Origin of the sequence: Azohydromonas caseinilytica (assembly GCF_012927045.1) — a bacterium.
In the GTDB taxonomy this organism is placed as follows: domain Bacteria; phylum Pseudomonadota; class Gammaproteobacteria; order Burkholderiales; family Burkholderiaceae_C; genus Azohydromonas; species Azohydromonas caseinilytica.
This window is the reverse complement of sequence record NZ_JABBFW010000005.1, coordinates 28,480-46,098: the sequence shown is the minus strand read 5'-3', so window position 1 is coordinate 46,098 and position 17,619 is coordinate 28,480. Positions and strand designations below refer to the sequence as shown.

The 17,619-nt window shown below is 67.0% G+C and carries 16 protein-coding genes; 2 read left to right on the top strand and 14 right to left on the bottom strand.

What is annotated here, in order from left to right; all coding sequences use genetic code 11:
• Nucleotides 1-49: 49 nt before the first annotated feature.
• Nucleotides 50-1,456, top strand: a complete 1,407-nt coding sequence (locus HHL10_RS08865) for a right-handed parallel beta-helix repeat-containing protein (protein ID WP_169160002.1) — start codon at nt 50-52, stop codon at nt 1,454-1,456.
• A gap of 54 nt (nt 1,457-1,510) precedes the next feature.
• Nucleotides 1,511-2,512 carry an acyltransferase family protein gene (locus tag HHL10_RS08860; protein ID WP_169160001.1) on the top strand — a complete coding sequence of 334 codons (1,002 nt, stop codon included), beginning with the start codon at nt 1,511-1,513 and terminating at the stop codon, nt 2,510-2,512.
• Nucleotides 2,513-2,542: 30 nt separating this feature from the next.
• On the opposite strand, the gene HHL10_RS08855 is transcribed toward HHL10_RS08860, so the two are convergent.
• The 14 genes from HHL10_RS08855 to rfbB all read right to left on the bottom strand — a co-directional run bounded on the left by HHL10_RS08855 (nt 2,543) and on the right by rfbB (nt 17,595).
• A complete protein-coding gene (locus tag HHL10_RS08855) occupies nt 2,543-3,691 on the bottom strand; it encodes a glycosyltransferase family 4 protein (RefSeq protein ID WP_169160000.1) in 1,149 nt (382 codons plus the stop codon).
• Nucleotides 3,692-3,787: 96 nt separating this feature from the next.
• A complete protein-coding gene (locus HHL10_RS08850) occupies nt 3,788-4,855 on the bottom strand; it encodes a glycosyltransferase family 4 protein (RefSeq protein ID WP_169159999.1) in 1,068 nt (355 codons plus the stop codon).
• Nucleotides 4,856-4,883: 28 nt separating this feature from the next.
• The gene (locus HHL10_RS08845) at nt 4,884-5,900 is read right to left on the bottom strand and encodes a glycosyltransferase family 2 protein (protein WP_169159998.1); all 1,017 of its coding nucleotides are present in this window, start codon (nt 5,898-5,900) and stop codon (nt 4,884-4,886) included.
• On the bottom strand, nt 5,860-7,242 hold the full coding sequence (locus HHL10_RS08840; protein WP_169159997.1) for a hypothetical protein: 1,383 nt from the start codon (nt 7,240-7,242) through the stop codon (nt 5,860-5,862). The genes HHL10_RS08845 and HHL10_RS08840 overlap by 41 nt, the downstream gene beginning before the upstream one ends.
• Nucleotides 7,239-8,234, bottom strand: a complete 996-nt coding sequence (locus tag HHL10_RS08835) for a glycosyltransferase (RefSeq protein ID WP_169159996.1) — start codon at nt 8,232-8,234, stop codon at nt 7,239-7,241. Before HHL10_RS08835 ends, HHL10_RS08840 begins: the two co-directional genes overlap by 4 nt.
• A gap of 52 nt (nt 8,235-8,286) precedes the next feature.
• A complete protein-coding gene (locus HHL10_RS08830; protein WP_169159995.1) occupies nt 8,287-9,786 on the bottom strand; it encodes a lipopolysaccharide biosynthesis protein in 1,500 nt (499 codons plus the stop codon).
• 35 nt (nt 9,787-9,821) lie between these two features.
• Nucleotides 9,822-10,391 carry an acyltransferase gene (locus HHL10_RS08825; protein ID WP_169159994.1) on the bottom strand — a complete coding sequence of 190 codons (570 nt, stop codon included), beginning with the start codon at nt 10,389-10,391 and terminating at the stop codon, nt 9,822-9,824.
• 1 nt (nt 10,392) lies between these two features.
• On the bottom strand, nt 10,393-11,499 hold the full coding sequence (locus HHL10_RS08820; RefSeq protein ID WP_169159993.1) for a DegT/DnrJ/EryC1/StrS family aminotransferase: 1,107 nt from the start codon (nt 11,497-11,499) through the stop codon (nt 10,393-10,395).
• A 193-nt stretch (nt 11,500-11,692) separates the two neighbouring features.
• Nucleotides 11,693-12,751 (bottom strand): SDR family oxidoreductase, encoded by a 1,059-nt coding sequence (locus HHL10_RS08815; RefSeq protein ID WP_169159992.1) that lies wholly within the window; start codon nt 12,749-12,751, stop codon nt 11,693-11,695.
• A gap of 8 nt (nt 12,752-12,759) precedes the next feature.
• Nucleotides 12,760-14,064 carry a nucleotide sugar dehydrogenase gene (locus HHL10_RS08810; RefSeq protein ID WP_169159991.1) on the bottom strand — a complete coding sequence of 435 codons (1,305 nt, stop codon included), beginning with the start codon at nt 14,062-14,064 and terminating at the stop codon, nt 12,760-12,762.
• A 67-nt stretch (nt 14,065-14,131) separates the two neighbouring features.
• Entirely contained in the window at nt 14,132-14,683 is a 552-nt protein-coding gene (gene rfbC / locus HHL10_RS08805; protein WP_169159990.1) for a dTDP-4-dehydrorhamnose 3,5-epimerase, read from the bottom strand.
• A 13-nt stretch (nt 14,684-14,696) separates the two neighbouring features.
• Nucleotides 14,697-15,590 carry a glucose-1-phosphate thymidylyltransferase RfbA gene (gene rfbA, locus HHL10_RS08800; protein WP_169159989.1) on the bottom strand — a complete coding sequence of 298 codons (894 nt, stop codon included), beginning with the start codon at nt 15,588-15,590 and terminating at the stop codon, nt 14,697-14,699.
• Nucleotides 15,591-15,621: 31 nt separating this feature from the next.
• On the bottom strand, nt 15,622-16,518 hold the full coding sequence (rfbD, locus tag HHL10_RS08795; RefSeq protein ID WP_169159988.1) for a dTDP-4-dehydrorhamnose reductase: 897 nt from the start codon (nt 16,516-16,518) through the stop codon (nt 15,622-15,624).
• A gap of 15 nt (nt 16,519-16,533) precedes the next feature.
• Entirely contained in the window at nt 16,534-17,595 is a 1,062-nt protein-coding gene (gene rfbB / locus HHL10_RS08790) for a dTDP-glucose 4,6-dehydratase (RefSeq protein WP_169159987.1), read from the bottom strand.
• Nucleotides 17,596-17,619: the final 24 nt, after the last annotated feature.

The following is a 17,619-nucleotide window of genomic DNA, read 5'->3' as shown; positions in this document are numbered from 1 at the left end:
GGCTGCGCCCTGGCGCGGCTGCGAGTGGGTGACGAAAAGAAGGTGAGACATGACGAGTCTGGAAGACGGTCAAGCGCGACGTCTGCGGCGTGAGCTGTTGACCGCCGGCGGAGCCGCGGTGGTAGGTTTGGTGACCGCCGAGGCCCGCGCGGCGGAACGCAATGCCCCGGAGAGCCCGCGCGAAGCCCGCAGCGTGTTGGAGTTCGGCGCAGTCGGCAATGGCGTTGCGGACGATACGGCGGCATTCAACGCCGCCCTGGCGGCCCTGGCCGCCACCGGTGGAGAGTTGGTGCTGCCGGCGGGCAAGTTCCTGATCACGTCCACCGTGGTTGTCAACAAGCGCATCACGCTGCGCGGCGCGGGAGACAGCGAAGCGATGGCGGCCGACGGGGCCACCACGCTGGTGAAAGCCGCGAGCCTGAAAGGCCCGGCTTTCCGGCTGATCTCGCCGTGTTCGGTCCTGCGCGGGTTCACGCTGCAGGGGCGCGCGGGCAACGGCGGCGATGGCATCGTGATCGAGGGCACGCGCTGCGCCGTCGAGAACGTGGCCGTGTACGGCATGGGGCAGGACGGCATCCGTGTCGGCACCCCGGGCGGCACCAATGCCAACCTGTGGTCGCTCATCAACATCCGGGCCAAGAACAATGGCCGTGACGGCCTGGTGCTCAGCGACAAGCGGTCCACGAAACCGGGCTTGGCCGACGCCAACGGCGGCACGCTGCTCAACGCCGACCTGCAATACAACAACCGCCACGGCTGCTTCATCGAAAACGCGCAGCTCAACACCTTCGTCGGGATGGTGTGCCAGAACAACAAGGCGCGCGGCCTGTCGGTGGACTCCGGCGGCCGGTACAACACCTTTGTCGGCGGCGACTGGGAAGGCAACGGTGCCGAGCAGGTCTGCTTCGAGGCGGGTTCGTCCGGCAACACCGTCTGCGGCGGCACCTCGACGGGCACGTTCAAAAACGAAGGCAGCAACGTGATCCTGGGCCTGGTGCAGGCCACCGCCACCGGCACGGTCCTGGGCTACGGACTGCAGCCCGGCAACATGGAGTGCGCCCAGCCCAAGGTGCTGGACTGGTACGAGGAGGGTGCATTCCAGCCAACGCTTGCGGATGCAGCCGGTGCCGGGCGTGCGAACTATGCCGCGCGTTGGGGCCGCTTCACGCGCATCGGCAACCGCGTGCATTTCTCGCTGCGACTGGCACCCTCAGGCCAAGCCAGCTCGGGCAACCTCGTCATCGGCGGCCTGCCGTTCCAGGCGTCCGCATCGGCCGAAGCCATTCCGGTGGAGATCATCGCCAGCCGGCTGAAGTACCCGGGCCAGCTTGCCGCCGTGGTCAATCCCGGGGCGACAACCATCACGGTCCTGAGCCACGGCAGTGGGGTCGATGCTGCACCGGTGGCGATGAGCGCCGACTGCGACATCCGCATCAACGGTTCCTACGAGGTCTGACGCCGCGGTCTGGCGGACAAAGGCAGCGCCGACCTCCGCATTACGCTCGTGCCCATGCACATCCAGAACAATTTCGACGGACTGCGCCTGCTCGGCGCCATGCTGGTCCTCGTCAGTCACCAGTTCGCGCTGTCCGGCAGGCCGGAGCCGCACCTCGTCAGCAGTGTTTCCTACGGTGCCCTGGGTGTGCTCATTTTCTTCTCGATCAGCGGCTATCTGGTCGGCAAGAGCTGGCTGAAAGACCCGCACCCGCAGCGCTTTGCAATGCGCCGGCTGCTGCGCATCTGGCCGGGGCTGGCCGCCGTGGTGCTGATCACGACGCTGGGGGCCTTCATCGCCACAGGCACCGTGGCACAGCCGGCTTACCTGGCCAACCTCCTGCTGCTCAACATCGACGGTCGCTTCTTCCCAGGCAACCCCTTGCCCCACATGAACGGCTCCCTGTGGACGATTCCGCTGGAGATCCTGTGCTACGTGGCGCTGGTGGCATTGGGCGTGGCCAGCGGCGCCCGTCTGCGCCTGGTGGTCCTTGTCCTGGCTTGCGTGGCTGGGCCCCTGTACATGCTGCTCGTGGGGCCCCTGGTCGAAAGCGGCGCCGTGCGGCCCGGCATCCGGCTGCTGCCGTATTTCAGCGCTTTCTTCTTCGCCGGTGTCTTGCACGCTTGGCGCCAGCCAAGCGCTGGCACGGTGGCGCTGTTGTGCGCCGCGGGCGCAGCGTCGATTGCCGCCAAGTTCAACCTGCTGGGGCTGCTGCTGATCGTGCCGGCCACCGTGATCTTCATCGGCACTCGCTCCTGGCCGCTGCTGAACCAGGCCGGCCGCTTCGGCGACCTGTCCTACGGCATCTATCTCTGGGCCTGGCCCGTGCAGCAGCTGGGCGTGTTGCTGCTGACCAAGAACCAGCCTTTAGGCCTGCTGCTGGCCCTGAGTGTGGCCGGCACGCTGGTGCTGGCCTGGCTGTCCTGGCACTTCATCGAGAAGCCGGCGTTGCAGATGAAGCCCGCCGGCTCGTCCCTTTCTCCGCGCGCCGCCGCGCTGGACGGCCGTGCGTTCTGAAGGCCAGCCGTCCCAGCCGGGCCTGGCGGTTCAGCGGCTACAGGCCGCTGTCTGGGCCGTCTTGCGGTGCGCGCTGATATCGCTGACGAGCTGCCGGTAACGGTCCAGCACCAGTTGCTCGCTGAACGAGCGCTCCATCAGCGCGCGGCCAGCGTGACCCATGGCCTGCCGCGCCTGGGGCGCCAAGTCGATGAACCGCAGCAGCTTGTCCCCTAGATCAGCCGCGTCCGCCGGACGGCACAGCAGCCCACTCTGGCCGTCGATCACGGTGTCGCGGCAGCCCGGAGCATCGGTGGTGACGATGGGCCGCGCCATGGCAGCGGCCTCCAGCAGCGTGCGCGGCACGCCTTCGCGGTAAGAAGGCAGCACCACGCAGTCCGCCTCGGCCAGGAAAGGCCGCACGTCGTCAGTGGGGCCTAGGTACTCCACCAGGCCCTCGGCCTCCCAACGCTCGACCTGGGCGCGCGGCACTGCCGATGGGTTGGCCACGTCCACGAAGCCCAGCAGCCGGAAGCGTGCCTGCGGATGGCGCTGCCGCACCCGGCGCGCGGCCTCGACGTACTCGCCCACGCCCTTGTCCCACATCAGCCGCGCCACCAGCAGGAACACCGGGGCATCGGCCGGGCGCTGCGGCAGGGGGGCGGGCGTGAAGCGCCGCAAGTCCACCCCCGAGCCTGGCAGCCGCTCGCACTGCTCGGCACGCGCCAGGCCGGCATGCACGAACACGTTCAGGTCATCGTTGTTCTGGAAGAACACCCGCAGCGCGCGGCCAAAGGTCAGCCGGTACAGCGCCTGCGCCACCAGCGTCACGGGCGAGCGCCGGATGAAGGCCCGCCCCAGCCCCGAGACGTTGGGCACGAAGGGCACCCCGCAGGACAGGCCTGCCAATGCCGAATACAGGTTGCCCTTGGGCGTGTAGCTCAGCACCAGCTCGACGCCACGGCGGCGCAGCACGCCGCGCAGCCGGCGCACCGACTGCAGCTCCACCAGCGGGTTGGTGCCGCCGCCGGAAATGGGCACGGGTTCGAACCCGATGCCTGCCGCGCGCAGCCGCTCGGCATACGCGTCCGCCGGGGCGACAGCCACCACTTCGTGGCCATCGGCCTGCAGCGCGCGCATCAGGTTGAGCCTGAAATTGAACAGGTACCAGGCGGTGTTGGAAACGACGGCGACTCGCATGCAATGGATTCCAGATGCTCTATGGGGGTGCTGCGGGCAGGCTGAAACCTGAAAAAGGGATGTTGAGCGGATTTCCGCCTCTGCGGGACGGCCCTGTTATTGCAGGCCGCGGAATATGCCGGCCAGCACGGGAGCCTGTGACTGCAGGGAGTAGTGGCTGACCACCGCCTCGCGACCCAGTTGGCCCAGGCGCCGGCGCTCCTCGGCCGAGCCCAGCAGCCTGCGAAAGCCCTCGCTCCATTCTGGTATGGACCCGGCCAGCAGGCCGGATTGGCTTTTCTCCACGATGTCGATATTGGCGCCGACCCGCGAAGCGATCACCGGCACGCCACAGGCCATGTACTGGATGAGCTTGTAGCCGCATTTGCCTTGTTCCCAAGGGCCGTCGCGCAGCGGCATGATGCCCACGTCGAAGCGGGCGATGCAGTCGGCTTCGCTGTCCTCCGACCATTTCACCACTTCGACGTTAATATCCCGCAGCTCCTCTGCAATCTGAGGCGTGCCCCCAACCACGACCAAGCGCGCGCCCTGCGTGGCGCAGGCCGTTTTTAAGGCCTCGCGAATATCGAGCAGGTATTTCTGCGTGGAAGGGGAGCCGATCCAGCCAATGACCGGCCGCGCCGTCGGCGTCATGGGTCGTAGCCGGTAGCGCGTGTGGTCCACCACCGTGGGAATGATTTCAGTGCGGCGGGCGCCGGCAGCCCGGGCCCGAGCTGCCAGATAGTCGTTGCCCGCGACCACGCAGGCTGCGTAGCGCATCACATTGTCGATTTTCCGGCCCAGCACCGTCCTGAAAATCCTGCTGGAGGCCAGGTCGTAGTGGTGAAATATGGCATCGTCATAATCCACCACGTATTTCTTCCCGCTCCTGCGCAGCAGGGCTTCAGCCAGCGCGGGAAAATAGGGAAACAGCTCCTTCTCGATCCAAAGCAGGTCGTACCGGCCTGCCTGCCGCAGGGTTGACAAGCGCTGGACGTAGCAGTTCCCGACATGCCGAGCCGATCGTCGGCCGCTGGCATACAGGTTCGCGAGGTAAGCCTCGTCGAACAGCGTCTGCGTGGTGACCTCTATACCTTGGCTGGCCAGGTAGGGGAGGTATTGAAGCGTACGAAGGCGGCTGCTGGCGCCGGTACGCGAATATTTGGAAAGCAGGAGGACTTTCATGGATTTAGGCCCAGGCTGGCACAAGCGCTTAACCTTGGCCGGCGCCATCGCTGCGCTTGAGCGTGCGCAGGATGTTGGGCAGATCCAGCCACACCAGACCTAGGCCGACCAGGGATTCCTTCCACGACGCCATGGAGCGCTGCAACAGGGCATGCCCCGTGCGGGCCACGGGCTCGACCAGCAGGGTCAGCAGAAGGTGCAAATGCGCTTGCCAGCGTGGAAAATGCTTGTAGGCATACAGGATGCGACTGCGCGTGGAATAGAAGAGCCGCAGCGCCTTGATCTGGCGCGAGACACCGCCCCCCACATGGAAAGATGGCGGTGAAGCCAGAAACCGGATGCGCCCGCCGTTTTTCTTGACGCGCAGCGACAGGTCCAGGTCTTCCAGGTAGACAAAAAAGCGCTCGTCGAAACCTTCAAGCTTTTTGAAAGTGTCGTGCCGCACCATGTAAAAGGCGCCAATGATGTGGTCCACGTCGGCGTCATGACTGTGGTCCCAATCCAGCATGGGGCCATGTGAGCGGCCGCGCAGCAGGAATTTCAGGCCGAATATGCGGCTGCTGAAGCTCAGCAGGCTAGGAAACCGGTGGCAGGTGCGGGAGATATGGCCGCTCTCGTCGGTCAGCGCAATGCCGCAGGCGCCGATGCCGGGCTTCTGCAATTCCGCCAGGCAGCGCTCGATGGAGCCCGGATGCACTTCGCAGTCCGGGTTGAGGAACAGCAGGTGTCGGCCACGGGCATGCTGGGCCCCGATATTGCAAGCACGTCCGAACCCGAAATTGCCGCCGTTGAGCACCGTCACCACGCAAGGCAGGCCGCAGATCTTCTGCATCGAGTCGTCGGTGGAGCCGTTGTCCACGACGATGGCCTCCCACTCAGCGGGAAAATCCTTCAGGCACCGCTGCAAACTGGCGATGCACTCGCGCAGCAGCTCACCGCCGTTCCAATTGACGACGATGACGGAGAGTTCCACGCGTTCCAGGGAGGCCTCGTGGGCGGCGTGTTCAGTGGTCTTGGAGGCGCTGGCGGGCGGCTTGACGGGCATGACGGTGTCTCGCGGTCAACAGCAGGGCGTGGCTGAATAGCAGGATCTGGGTCACGCCAGAATTCTGCAAAAAATAGAAGTCCTTGAGGTTCAGGATGAAAATGGCGACGACGCTGAATTGAATGAAAAAGGCCACTGCCCGGTGATGGCACCGCAGGCAGAAAGACTGCCAGAATATAAGTGCAAAGAAACTCATGGCCAGCAGCGTGCCGAACAGCCCCCCACCGAAAATCATCAGAATGTAGCCGGGGTCGGAGTCGATGTAGGGAAGGTCAGCGCTGCGTCCGAAGTTACCCGTGCCGATCAGCAACTCCCAGGCCGTATCCGGCAGGAAGAACATTTCCTCAAAAAGCATTGAGGTCGATTGGGTTTCCAGGCCGCGACCTTCAATAAGGGAGAATATGAATTCGAAGGACCACTGCAGGTTCGCTTCGATGCTCTCCACGTCAATGAATGCCAAGCTTCCCAGCAACAGCAACTGGAGCACCAGGATGACTTTGAAGACATTGAGGCCCACCAGCGGGTACCGACGGTCCAGTAGGCCGCGCGCGGCGAGCGCTGCCCCAAATAACATCACCACGACAAAACCAGTGCGGCCTGAAATGGCAATGCCCGCAATTTGAATCAGCACGGCGAGGGCCACTACGATCACGCTTACCCAGGAGGGGCGGTTTTCGGGGCGCAGCAATGTCAGCACCCCAGCGACCAGGACCAGCGCATTGAAGGTGCCCAGGATGGCAGCGCCCAGCGAGAACAGACCTGGAGAGCGATATCCTTGACTAATATGAATCTTGGCTTCCTCGGAAAGGAAGATGACGCTGTAGATGGCCTGGGATACGGGCGCCGAGAGCAGGATGATGGCCTGGAGAATGGCGTGCAGCACGCCGATGAGAAGTATATGTTTCAGGGCCGCATCGACAAAGCAATCTCCGTAGGCCCGTGCATACTGCTGTGCCAAGCTCATGAAGCCACAGAGCATCACGATGCCGTAGATGCTTTGCACCAGCATGGCGGTGTCCTTGACCCCAACTCTCACGGCTCCCAAGAGAAAAACCGTCGTCAAAATCAGGAGTAGGGCAATGATTTGCCCCTCGTATTTGCCCAGGCGGTCGTTATGCAGTCGCTCAAGGAAAAAGCCAATCGACAGCAGGCCCAGTATCAGTATGGCCAGGCCCATGCCCCGCGAACCGACTTGGAACTGCATGGGCAGCACACAAAAAAAGGTCAGGACCAGTAGGGCAAGCCGCCGCAGTAGACCAGGGCGCGGCCTGTCCAAGCCCTGCTTGCCGCGGCGCCCGGGCATGGGCAGGCCTGCGGCTGTGGATTGAGCGGAAAGATTCACGGCTGTTTGGGGTAGAAAACCCGGTTCGATGCCGGCGCCGCGTGGAGCTTGGTGCGCAGGCGGTGGGCTACCTTTCCGAGAATGGACCCTGCCATCAAGGCTGTGGCCTGCAATTGCAACGGCACGGTGGAGCGGGTTCCAGGACGCTGCCCCGCGAGCTCGATCCACTTGGGGTAGAGATCGAAGCGGCGGCTGCGCAGCGCCTGATAAAAGGCACCGGCCAGGAATTTGGCATCGGCCTTCCGGATCACATCCAGGGGGGCGTCGGACGGCTTGACCTCGGCCAGCGCCTGCCAGTTCAGGCGCCGGATGCGTTCGTTGTCGTTGCGAATGACCGATGAGGCGGATTGGGTCCGGTAAGAGGCCAGATACTCGTCGATATAGCCGAGCTTGCCTTGTCGGGCCAGCAGAATGTAGATGTGGTAGTCGATGAATTCAGGTAGGGGAGGGAACATCACGGAGCGCATTTCCGCCCGGTACATCATCGTGCTGTGATGCAGGAAGTTGCCGTCCCGGATCAAATAGGCAAGATCGAATTTGCGGCGCACATGCTCGGAAAAGACGCCGATCCGCTCACCCTGTTCGTTGATCACGTAGGAATTCGAGAGCACGGCTACGCAGTCAGGCTCGTTGTCGAGAAATTGAGCCTGGAGCTCAACCTTGCCGGGTTCCCAGAAGTCGTCGCCGTCGCAATGGCAGATGTATTTTCCAGTTGCGGACCGGTGCACGGACAAATAGTTGCCGATCATCCCCTTGTTCTTTTCGTGAAGCAGGGGCTTGATGATTCCGGGATATTTATCGGCGAATTCCTGGACGATGCGGCGCGTGCCGTCGGTGGAGCAGTCCTCGCCGACGATGATCTCCAGCGAACGCCGGGTGTGCTGGTCCACCAGGCTCTGCAGGCACTGGCGGATGAGGTGCTCGTGGTTGTAGGTCACCACGCAGATGGAGATGTCTGGCACGGCGGCCGTGCTCGGTGCTTGTGGGCTCATGTGCGGTGGATGTTGCGGTGGGGCCGGTCAGTCTTCGGGCTGTGGGCCGGGCTCAAGCAGCCTGCAGCTGTCGCTTGACAAAGCCGCGCACATGGGGCGAGGCCAGCATGGCCAACAGCGCCAGGAGCATTGCGGCTGCGGCCAGCATGGCGCCCACCGCCACCGGGTTGTGCGGCCAGGGCACCCAACGTTCGGCCAGCCAGGTCAGCACGGCGGGCGGCAGGGCGATGAGCAGCACGTCCCGCAGCAGCCAGCTGCCGTGCAGGCCAGGCGCAAAGCGCCGGTGCACCAGCGGTACCCACAGCAGCAGGTAGACGACATTGATCGTCAGCCAAGCCCAGCCGGCGCCTTGCGCGCCGTAATGCAGCGTGGCCAGCCAGATCGCAGGCACCAGGACGGTGAGGAAGATGAGGTTGCCCACCAGGTGCAGCCGCACGTCGCCCTTGGCGAACTGCAGGTAGTAGGCAAAGGCGGCGATGGCGAGGGCGGCATTGCCCGCGGCATAGAGCCGCAGGATCGTGGCGGTCTGCTGCGCCAGCGCGGCGTCGCCGGTCCAGGCGCGCAGCAGCGGCTCGGCTCCGAAGCACAGGGCCAGCGCCACCGGCAGGGCCACGATCGCGGTGCCCTGCGTGGCCTGCCGGTACAGCGTCAGCAGCCCGGCCTCGTCGCCCTGGGCCTGCAGCCGGCTCAGGCGCGGCAGCAGCGCCGAGCTCAGAGGCCCGCTGAGGATCGACACCGCCGAGGCGAACAGCACGGCCAGCGAGAAGTGCGCGTACTCGCTCAACGGCAGCAGCTTGGACAGCAGCAGCTTGTCGCTCTGCGTCACGCCAACCCATACCGCGCTGGTGAAGGCCAGGCTCAGCGAGAAGTGGAGTCGCTCGCGCAGCGGGTGCCAGTGCAGGCCTACCGGGGTGCCGACGGGCAGCGGCGGCAGCAGCCGGTAGGTGCGCCGGGCCAGCAGCGCGGTCTCCACCAGCGCCACGAGCAGTTGATGGCCGAAGAAATGGGCCGGCGTGGTACCAACGAACATCAGCACCGGGATCACGAGCACGAAGCGCGCGGTGGCCGAGCTGGCGTTGAGCGCGCCGAGCCAGACCTGCTGCTCGAAGCCGCCCAGCGCGCTGCGGTACAGCGCCGCCATCCAGCGCAGTCCCACGATGCCGGCCATCAGCTGGATGGCCACGCGCACCTGCTCGGTGCTGAGCTGCTGGGCGTTGAGCCAGCGTGAGGCCACCCAGTCCGCGCCCAGCACCAGCGCCAGCACGCCCACCGCGGCAATCGCCAGGAAGAAGGCCTCCAGCGCACGCAGCAGCCGCCGCAGCGTCAGCCCGTCCACGGCGCCGCCGGCATGGCGCGCGGTTTCGCGCGCCATGGTGGGCGAGAGTCCCATGTCCAGCAGCTGGAACCAAGCCTGCAGCATCGCGTAGAAGCCCACCAGCCCGTACGCCTCCACGCCCATGTAGCGGATGTACAGGGGCACGATCACGATGCCGATCACCGTGACGTAGATTTGGCTGGCGTAGCTGGCGATGACGTTGCGCCTGAAGGACATCGGGGCGGACGCGGTTGGGAAGGAACGGGGCGGGCTCAGCCCTGCAGGCTCTGCAGGAACTGCTGCTCCAGCTGCAGGAGCTCGCGCTTGCGCTCCTTGATGCGCCGCGCGGGGTTGCCGGCATAGATGCCGAAGGCGGCACAGTCGCGCGTGACCAGGCTCAGGGCGCCGACAGCCACCCCGTCCTCCAGGCGCACGCCGGGCAGGACGACCGAGCCGCTGCCGACGATGACATGCCGGCCCAACACGACATCGGCGTGCGTCACGCCGGTGAAGGCCGCCGGCACCATGGGGTTGGTCATCGTCGCACCGGAGTAGTCGTCGCTGCTCGAATAGAGGGCCACGCGCGAGGAGAGGTTGCAGAAGTCGCCCAGCTCGATGCGCCCGGCGCCGATGAGCGTGCTCTGGACCGCCACATGGATGAAGCTGCCCAGCACGATGCCGCCGCGGCCGGCCGAGAGCACGCAGAAGTCATCGATGCGCACGTTGTCGCCGATGCGGATGTGGGCGCAGTTGTAGAACGAGGCCTTGTCCGAGAGCAGCACGTTGCGGCCCACGGCCGCGAAGCCCATGCCCTCGATCGCCTCGCGGCTGAGCTGTCCCATGTCAGGCGCCTTGGATGATGTCGATCACGCGCTGCTGCTCCGCGTCGGTGAGCGCGGGATAGATGGGCAGGCACAGCACCTTGGCCGCAGCGTGGCTGGCCACGGGCAGCAGCGCCGGCGCGGCCGAAGGCAGACCGCGGTACATCGGGAAGTCGGAGATCAGCGGGTAGAAATAGCGCCGCGCGTAGACGTTGTGCTCGCGCAGGCGCTGGTACAGCGCGTCACGGCCCAGCGCGTAGCCGTCCTCGACCAGGATCGGGTAGTAGGAATGGTTGGCCACCGTCTGCGGCGCGTCGGGCAGCAGGCGCAGGCCCTTCACGCCCGACAGCGCCTGGGTGTAGATCTCGGCGATCTCGGCGCGGCGCTGCAGCGCGTGCTCGATGTGGCGCAGCTGCAGCAGCCCGAAGGCGGCATTGATCTCGCTCATCTTGCCGTTGATGCCCGGCGCCACCACGGTGGTCTCGTCCACGAAACCGAAGTTCTTGAGGTGGTCGATGCGCTGCTTGGTCTTGGCGTCCGGGCACACGATGGCGCCGCCCTCGAAGGTGTTGAACACCTTGGTGGCGTGGAAGCTCAGCACCGAGAGGTCGCCGTGCTTGAGCACGCTGGCGCCCTGGTGGCGCACGCCGAAGGCATGCGCGGCGTCGTAGATGACGCGCAGGTTGTAGTTGTCGGCGATCTTCTGGATGGCGTGCACGTCGCAGGGCCGGCCGTAGCAGTGCACCGGCATGATGGCCGTGGTGTGCGGCGTGATGGCCGCCTCGATTTGGCGCGGGTCGAGGTTGAGCGTGTCGGGCTCCACGTCCACGAACACCGGCTTGATGCCGTTCCACAGCAGCGAGTGCGCGGTGGCCACGAAGGAGTAGGGCGTCGTGATGACCTCACCCGTGACGCGCAGCGCCTGCAGCGCCGTCACCAGCGCCTGGGTGCCGTTGCAGAACAGCGCGATGTGCTCCACGCCCAGGTACTCGCACAGCGCCTGTTCCAACTGCTGGTGGAAGGGCCCGCCGTTGGTGAGCACCTTGTTGTCCCAAATGCTCTGCAGGTACGGAACGAACTCCTCCAACGGCGGCAGGTAGGGTTGGGTGACGTAGACGGGCTTTTGCATGGATCTTGGCTCGGTGTGACTGCCCCGGAAGCTCCAGGGTGTGGGACGACGGCAACGCCCTGCGCGGCGGGTGGCCGGCCCGCGCCGCGGGCATGCCCGGCGCCGGGCGGGGGCCGGACGCGGCGACGCGAACGATGCGGCAGGCTTGGTTTCCGGGGCTCCTGAAAGGCTTCTTCCGGCTGGGCCGACCGGCTCAGCGCTGCAGGTTCCTGACATACCACGGCATCGCCTGCGCGATGCCGTCGCCGATGCGGTGCGTGGGCGCGTAGCCCAGCAGCCGCTGCGCCTTGGCGATGTCGGCCTGGCTGTGACGCACGTCGCCGGTGCGGAAGTCGCGGTGCGTGGGGCGCGCCTCGGGGCTCACGCCATGGGACTGCAGCGCGTCGCGCAACAGGCCGAACAGCGCATCGAGCGTGGTGCGGTCGCCCACGGCCACGTTGTAGACCTGGTTGCGCGCTTCCGGCGCCTCGGCGGTGGCGGCCAGAAGGTTGGCCTGCACGGCGTTGTCGATGAAGCAGAAGTCGCGGCTGGTCTCGCCGTCGCCGTTGATGAACACGGTCTCGCCGCGCAACAGCGCCGCGCTCCACTTCGGGATCACGGCCGCGTAGGCGCCCTCGGGGTCCTGGCGCGGGCCGAAGACGTTGAAGTAGCGCAGCCCGATGCTGGCGAAGCCGTAGCTGCGGGCGAACACGTCGGCGTAGAGCTCGTTGACGTACTTGGTGACGGCGTAGGGGCTCAGCGGGCGGCCGATGGTGTCTTCCACCTTGGGCAGCGCCGGGTGATCGCCGTAGGTGCTGCTGCTGGCGGCATAGGTGAAGCTCTTGACGCCGGCGTCGCGCGCGGCCACCAGCATGTTGAGGAAGCCGCTGATGTTGACCTCGTTGCTGGTGAGCGGGTCGGCCAGGCTGCGCGGCACGCTGCCCAGCGCGGCCTGGTGCAGCACGTGGTCCACGGCGAGCGTCTCGTCCGCACCGGCACCGCTCCAGCGCATGGCGCGCCGGCAGTCTTCGAGGCTGCGGATGTCGCCCTCGATGAAGTGGAAGTTGGCCCACTGCGCCGGCGCGACCAGGCTGCGCACCTCGTCGAGGTTGCGGCGGTGGCCGGTGGCGAAGTTGTCCAGGCCGACCACGCGCTGGCCGAGCTTGAGCAGGGTCTCCAGCAGGTTGCTGCCGATGAAGCCGGCCACGCCGGTGACGAGCCAAGTGCGGGGCTCGGCGGCCAGACGGGCCTGCAGGGAGGTGTAGGTACTCATGCCAGGTCTTACAGGCGCCACAGCGTGGCGCCGAGCGCCGCCACGGCGGCCGGGTCGTAAGCGCACTTGACGTCGACGAACACGCCGCCACGCTTGAGCGGCGCCAGCAGCTCGGGCAGCGCCATGGCGGTGTAGGCGCCGTGGGCGACGGCGGCGACGATGGCGTCGGCTTCGCGCGGCAGCTGCTCCCAGGGCGTCAGCGCCAGCCCGTACTCGTGCCGCGCCTCGGCCGCGTCGGCCAGGGGGTCGTGCACATGCACCTCGCAGCCGAAGTCCTGCAACTCCTTGATCACGTCGGCCACCTTGCTGTTGCGCAGGTCCGGGCAGTTCTCCTTGAAGGTCAGGCCCAGCACCACGACCTTGGCGCCCTTGATGCCGGTGCCGTTGCGGATCATCTGCTTGACGGTCTGCTGCGCCACGTAAGCCGCCATGCCGTCGTTGATGCGCCGGCCCGCCAGGATGACCTGCGGGTGGTAGCCCAGCATCTCGGCCTTGTGCGTGAGGTAGTACGGGTCCACGCCGATGCAGTGCCCGCCCACCAGGCCGGGGCGGAAGGGCAGGAAGTTCCACTTGGTGCCGGCGGCCTGCAGCACTTCCAGCGTGTCGATGCCCAGGCGCCCGAAGATGATGGCCAGTTCGTTCATCAGTGCGATGTTGAGGTCGCGCTGCGTGTTCTCGATGACCTTGGCGGCCTCGGCGACGCGGATGCTGCTGGCACGGTGCACGCCGGCGCTGATGACGCTGCCGTACACCTGCGCGACCAGCTCCAGCGTCTCGGGCGTGTCGCCCGACACCACCTTGGTGATGCGGGTGAGGGTGCGCTCCTTGTCGCCGGGGTTGATGCGCTCGGGGCTGTAGCCGACGAAGAAGTCCTGCTTCCACTTCAGGCCCGAGAGCCGCTCGATGATCGGGATGCACACCTCCTCGGTGGCGCCGGGATACACCGTGGACTCGAACACCACCGTGGCGCCGCGCTTGATGTGGCGGCCCACGCTCTCGGAGCTCTTGACCAGCGGCGTGAAGTCCGGGCGGTGCGCCTCGTCCACCGGGGTCGGCACGGCCACCACGATGAAATCGGCGTCGCGCAGCACGCCGGGGTCGGTGTGGCACTGCAGCCGCGTGGCCTGCTTGAGCTCCTCGCTGGACACCTCGCCGGTGGGATCGACGTGGCGACGGTAGGCGGCGACCTTCTCCTGCGAGAGGTCCAGGCCGATCGTGTCGAACTTTTTGCCGAATTCAACGGCCAGGGGCAGGCCGACGTAGCCCAGCCCCACGACGGCGATGACGCGCGGGACGCTGATGTGGGAACTCATGTTGTTGAAGTGGAAAACGGGTGACTGCAATGGCGGGACACCGCCGGGCGCGACGCGCCGGCCGGCCTCAATCGAAATGCGCCGCCGCCTCCAGCAGCGGCGCCGCCGCATCCTTGGCGGAGAGCAGGGGAGTCAGCCCCTCCAGCGGCCACTGCACGCCGACCGTGGGGTCGTCCCAGCGCACGGCGCCTTCGGCCTGCGGCGCGTAGTAGTCGGTGGTCTTGTAGAGGAAGTCGGCGCTGTCGCTGGTGACGAGGAAGCCGTGCGCGAAGCCCGGCGGAATCCAGAACTGGCGGTGGTTGGTGCCCGAGAGCTCCACGCCCACCCAGCGCCCGAAGGTGGGGCTGCTCTTGCGCATGTCCACGGCCACGTCGAAGACGCTGCCCTGCGTCACGCGCACGAGCTTGCCCTGCGCGTGCGGTGGCAGTTGGAAGTGCAGCCCGCGCAGCACGCCGCGCGCCGAGCGCGAGTGGTTGTCCTGCACGAATTCGACAGGGCGGCCCACGGCCTCGTCGAAGGCGCGCTGGTTGAAACTCTCCATGAAGAAGCCGCGTTCGTCGCCGAACACCTTGGGCTCCAGGATCAGCACGCCTTCCAGCGCGGTCTTGATGACGTTCATGCTCGGGTGCTGGTCAGAAGGTGGTGTCGCGCAGGATCTTCATCAGGTACTGCCCATAGCCGTTCTTGAGCATGGGCTGCGCCAGGCGCTCCAGCTGCGCGTCGTTGATCCAGCCAGCGCGCCAGGCGATCTCCTCGGGGCAGGCCACCTTGAGGCCCTGGCGCTTTTCCAGCGTGGCGATGAACTGCCCGGCCTCGAGCAGGCTGTCGTGCGTGCCGGTGTCGAGCCAGGCGTAGCCGCGGCCCATGATCTCCACGTCGAGCTGGCCGCGGCGCAGGTAGGCGGCGTTGACGTCGGTGATCTCGAGCTCGCCGCGGGCGCTGGGGCGGATGTCGGCGGCGATGTCGCACACCTGCTCGTCGTAGAAGTACAGGCCCGTGACGGCGTAGCTGCTCTTGGGCGCCTTGGGCTTTTCCTCGATGCTCAGCGCGCGCTGCTGCGCGTCGAACTCCACCACGCCGTAGCGCTCGGGGTCGTTGACGTGGTAGGCGAACACCGAGGCGCCCTGGGTGCGCTGCGTGGCGCGCTTGAGCAGGTTGTAGAAGTCGTGGCCGTAGAAGATGTTGTCGCCCAGCACCAGTGCGCTGGGGGCGCCGTTCACGAAGTCGCGGCCCAGGATGAAGGCCTGCGCCAGCCCGTCGGGGCTGGGCTGCACGCAGTACTGCAGCGAGATGCCCCACTGGCTGCCGTCGCCCAGCAGCGCCTGGAAGCGCGGCACGTCCTGCGGCGTGCTGATGAGCAGGATCTCGCGCATCCCGGCCAGCATCAGCGTGCTCAGCGGGTAATAGACCATGGGCTTGTCGTACACCGGCAGCAGCTGCTTGCTGATGGACAGCGTGGCCGGGTGCAGCCGGGTGCCGGAGCCGCCGGCCAGGATGATGCCCTTGCGCTGGTTCGTCGTCGTCATGCTCCCTCCCTGGGGCTGTTCGATGCGTGGTTCAGGCGAATGCTTCGGTGAGCATGCGCTCCACCCCCTGCTGCCACGGCGGGGGCGTCAGGCCGAAGGCGTCCTGCAGCTTGCGCGTGCTCAGGCGCGAGTTCAGCGGCCGGCGCGCCGGGGTGGGGTAGGCGCTGGTCGGAATGGGCGCCACCGCCTCGGGGGCCACCTTCACCGGCAGGCCGTGGGCGCGAGCCCACTCGATCACGAAGCGCGCGTAGCCGTGCCAGCTGGTCTCGCCCGCGGCCACGGCGTGGTAGGTGCCCGCCAGCCCGGGTTGGGCCATGGCGGCACGCAGGGCGTGCACGCTGACGTCGGCCAGAAAGTCCGCGCCGGTGGGCGCGCCGATCTGGTCGTCGATGACGGTGAGCCGCTCGCGCTCGGCGGCCAGGCGCAGCATGGTCTTGGCGAAGTTGCCGCCGCGCGCGGCGTAGACCCAGCTGGTGCGCAGGATCAGGTGGCGGCAGCCGCTGGCGCGGATGGCCTCCTCGCCTTCGAGCTTGGTGCGGCCGTAGACGCTCAAGGGGCCGGTGGGCGCGTCCTCGTCGCGCGGCGCCTGGCCCGAGCCGTCGAAGACGTAGTCGGTGCTGTAGTGCACCAGCCAGGCGCCCAGCGCCGCGGCCTCGCGCGCGATGGCGCCGGGCGTGGCGGCGTTGATGGCCTGCGCCACCTCGGGCTCGCTCTCGGCCTTGTCCACGGCGGTGTGGGCGGCGGCATTGACGATGAGGTCCGGGCGCACGCTGCGCACCGCGGCGGCCACGCCGGCGGGCTCGCGGAAGTCGCCGCACAGCCCCGGCGCGCCCTCATGGTCCAGCGCCACGAGCTCGCCCAGGGGGCTGAGGGCGCGCTGCAGCTCCCAGCCGACCTGGCCGCTCTTGCCCAGCAGCAGAATCTTCATGTCCGTCCTCCCCGCTCAGCGCGTGGTGTAGTTCCGGTCGAGCCAGTCGCGGTAGGCGCCGCTCTGCACCTCGGCCACCCAATCGGGATGGTCCAGGTACCACTGCACGGTCTTGCGGATGCCGCTGTCGAAGGTCTCGGCCGGGCGCCAGCCCAGCTCGCGCTCGAGCTTGCGCGCGTCGATGGCGTAGCGGCGGTCGTGGCCGGGGCGGTCGGCGACATGCGTGACCAGCCGCGCGTAGGGGCCGGCGGGGTCGGGGCGCAACTCGTCGAGCAGGCCGCAGACCTTGTGCACGATGTCGATGTTGGCCTGCTCGTTCCAGCCGCCGATGTTGTAGGTCTGGCCGACGCGGCCGCCGGCCAGCACGGCGCGGATGCCCGAGCAGTGGTCCTTGACGTAGAGCCAGTCGCGGATCTGGCGTCCGTCGCCGTACACCGGCAGCGGCTTGCCCGCCAGGGCGTTGACGATCAGCAGCGGGATCAGCTTCTCGGGGAAGTGATAGGGGCCGTAGTTGTTGGAGCAGTTGGTGGTGAGTACCGGCAGCCCGTAGGTGTGGTGCCAGGCGCGCACGAGGTGGTCGCTGGCGGCCTTGCTGGCCGAGTACGGGCTGTTGGGCTCGTAGGGATGGTCCTCGGTGAACGCGGGCGCATCGGGCGCGAGGCTGCCGTAGACCTCATCGGTGGAGACATGCAGGAAGCGGAAGGCGCTCTTGTCCTCCTCCTTCAGCCCACCCCAGTAGCCGCGCGCGGCCTCCAGCAGCGTGAAGGTGCCCTCGACGTTGGTGCGCATGAAGGCGCCGGGGCCGTGGATGCTGCGGTCCACGTGGCTTTCGGCGGCGAAGTGCACCACGGCGCGCGGCCGGTGCTCGGCCAGCAGCTTGTCCACCAGCGTGCGGTCGCAGATGTCGCCGTGCACGAAGACATGGCGCTCATCGCCCTGCAGCGAAGCCAGGTTGCGCAGGTTGCCCGCGTAGGTCAGCGCGTCGAGGTTGAGCACGCGCTCGCCGACCTGCGCGATCCAGTCGAGCACGAAGTTGCTGCCGATGAAGCCGGCGCCGCCGGTAACCAGGATCGTCATTTATGAAGCGTGGAAAGTGGAGGA

Bases quoted from the DNA above. Each gene is read 5' to 3' on its own strand.
- HHL10_RS08865 (WP_169160002.1), top strand. From the start codon at position 50: ATGACGAGTCTGGAAGACGGTCAAGCGCGACGTCTGCGGCGTGAGCTG.
- HHL10_RS08860 (WP_169160001.1), top strand. From the start codon at position 1,511: ATGCACATCCAGAACAATTTCGACGGACTGCGCCTGCTCGGCGCCATG.
- HHL10_RS08855 (WP_169160000.1), bottom strand. From the start codon at position 3,691: ATGCGAGTCGCCGTCGTTTCCAACACCGCCTGGTACCTGTTCAATTTC.
- HHL10_RS08850 (WP_169159999.1), bottom strand. From the start codon at position 4,855: ATGAAAGTCCTCCTGCTTTCCAAATATTCGCGTACCGGCGCCAGCAGC.
- HHL10_RS08845 (WP_169159998.1), bottom strand. From the start codon at position 5,900: ATGCCCGTCAAGCCGCCCGCCAGCGCCTCCAAGACCACTGAACACGCC.
- HHL10_RS08835 (WP_169159996.1), bottom strand. From the start codon at position 8,234: ATGAGCCCACAAGCACCGAGCACGGCCGCCGTGCCAGACATCTCCATC.
- HHL10_RS08830 (WP_169159995.1), bottom strand. From the start codon at position 9,786: ATGTCCTTCAGGCGCAACGTCATCGCCAGCTACGCCAGCCAAATCTAC.
- HHL10_RS08825 (WP_169159994.1), bottom strand. From the start codon at position 10,391: ATGGGACAGCTCAGCCGCGAGGCGATCGAGGGCATGGGCTTCGCGGCC.
- HHL10_RS08820 (WP_169159993.1), bottom strand. From the start codon at position 11,499: ATGCAAAAGCCCGTCTACGTCACCCAACCCTACCTGCCGCCGTTGGAG.
- HHL10_RS08815 (WP_169159992.1), bottom strand. From the start codon at position 12,751: ATGAGTACCTACACCTCCCTGCAGGCCCGTCTGGCCGCCGAGCCCCGC.
- HHL10_RS08810 (WP_169159991.1), bottom strand. From the start codon at position 14,064: ATGAGTTCCCACATCAGCGTCCCGCGCGTCATCGCCGTCGTGGGGCTG.
- rfbC (WP_169159990.1), bottom strand. From the start codon at position 14,683: ATGAACGTCATCAAGACCGCGCTGGAAGGCGTGCTGATCCTGGAGCCC.
- rfbA (WP_169159989.1), bottom strand. From the start codon at position 15,590: ATGACGACGACGAACCAGCGCAAGGGCATCATCCTGGCCGGCGGCTCC.
- rfbD (WP_169159988.1), bottom strand. From the start codon at position 16,518: ATGAAGATTCTGCTGCTGGGCAAGAGCGGCCAGGTCGGCTGGGAGCTG.
- rfbB (WP_169159987.1), bottom strand. From the start codon at position 17,595: ATGACGATCCTGGTTACCGGCGGCGCCGGCTTCATCGGCAGCAACTTC.